Raw genomic sequence first — 1,281 nt, 5'->3', positions numbered from 1 at the left:
AGATGTGTATACGAGACAGGCCATGAAGCGGCAGATGGACCGCGCCACCTTTGCCTATCGGCTGCATTTCGAGAACGAGCCGGCCGAGGAGTTGGCACGCGAACTGGCCGGCAAGCTGCCGGAAGGCATGGACCGAATCTTCTTCGTCTCGGGCGGCTCGGAAGCGACGGAATCCTGCATCAAGCTGGCGCGGCAATGGGCCGTCGCCACCGGCCAGGCCAGCCGCTGGAAGGTGATCACCCGCTTCCCCTCCTATCATGGCGGCACGCTGGGTTCGCTCTCGGTCACCGGCGACGATGCGCTGGCCGAAACGTTCGAGCCGATGATGCGGGCTATGCCGACCGTGCCGGCGCCGAATGCCTGGCGTGACCGCGACAATCTCTCGATGGAACAGCGCGGCATCCGCTATGCCGACATGCTGGAGGAGAAGATTCTTGCGGAAGGTCCAGACAGCGTGGTCGCTTTCATCATGGAGCCGATCGGCGGTGCGGCGACCGCGGCACTGGTCGCGCCGGACAGCTATTATCCGCGCATCCGCGAGATCTGCGACCGCTACGGCATCCTGCTCATCCACGACGAGGTGATGAGCGGCGCCGGCCGCACCGGCAAATTCCTCGGCGGCGACCACTGGAACTGCAAGCCCGACATCATCGCGCTGTCGAAGGGGCTGGGTTCGGGCTATGCGCCGCTTGGCGCGCTCGCCGCCCCGATGCGGCTGGTGCAGCCGCTGCTTGACTCCGGCGGCTTCCAGCACGGCCACACCTATGCCGGCAATCCGCTGGCCTGCGCCGCCGGGCTTGCCGTGCTCGGTGAAATGGACCGGCTTGGCCTGATCGCCAATGCGGCCGCCATGGGCGACGTGCTGATGGACGGACTGAAGGGGCTGGCGAAGCGGTTTCCGTTCATCGCCGACGTGCGCGGCAAGGGCCTGCTCACCGGCGCCCAGATGGTCGCCGATCCAGAGACCCTGAGGCCGATCGACCAGACCAAGAAAGCCACGCAGCGGCTGCTCGACCTCGCCTATGAACGTGGGCTGATCATCTATGGCCGCAGGGTCAAGGGCGGCGTCGACGGCGACAATTTCATGGTCGCGCCGCCGATGATCGTCACCAGGGAACAGGTCGGCGAGATCGTCTCCATCATCGGCGACTCGCTGGAGGTTCTCGCCTCCGAGCTCGACCTGCCGGTCGAAGGGTAAAAGCATGGGCCTGAGAAAAGTCATCATCACCTGCGCCGTCACCGGCTCGGTGCACACGCCGTCGATGTCGCCCTATCTGCCGG

General features: G+C 65.7%; 2 protein-coding genes. Both read left to right on the top strand.

Going from position 1 to position 1,281, the window contains the following annotated elements:
- Positions 1-1,198, top strand: a 1,198-nt coding sequence (locus EOC06_RS34415) for an aspartate aminotransferase family protein (RefSeq protein ID WP_245470321.1), incomplete at its 5' end; no start/stop codon positions are given.
- Between the two features lie 4 nt (positions 1,199-1,202).
- Positions 1,203-1,281 (top strand): 3-keto-5-aminohexanoate cleavage protein (locus EOC06_RS40460; RefSeq protein WP_164898905.1); only part of this gene is annotated, 79 nt, incomplete at its 3' end.

It is taken from the genome of Mesorhizobium sp. M7A.F.Ca.MR.362.00.0.0 (genome assembly GCF_004023175.1).
Classification (GTDB): domain Bacteria; phylum Pseudomonadota; class Alphaproteobacteria; order Rhizobiales; family Rhizobiaceae; genus Mesorhizobium.
Note: the sequence above shows the minus strand (reverse complement) of the source record. Positions and strands in the feature narration are given on the sequence as shown.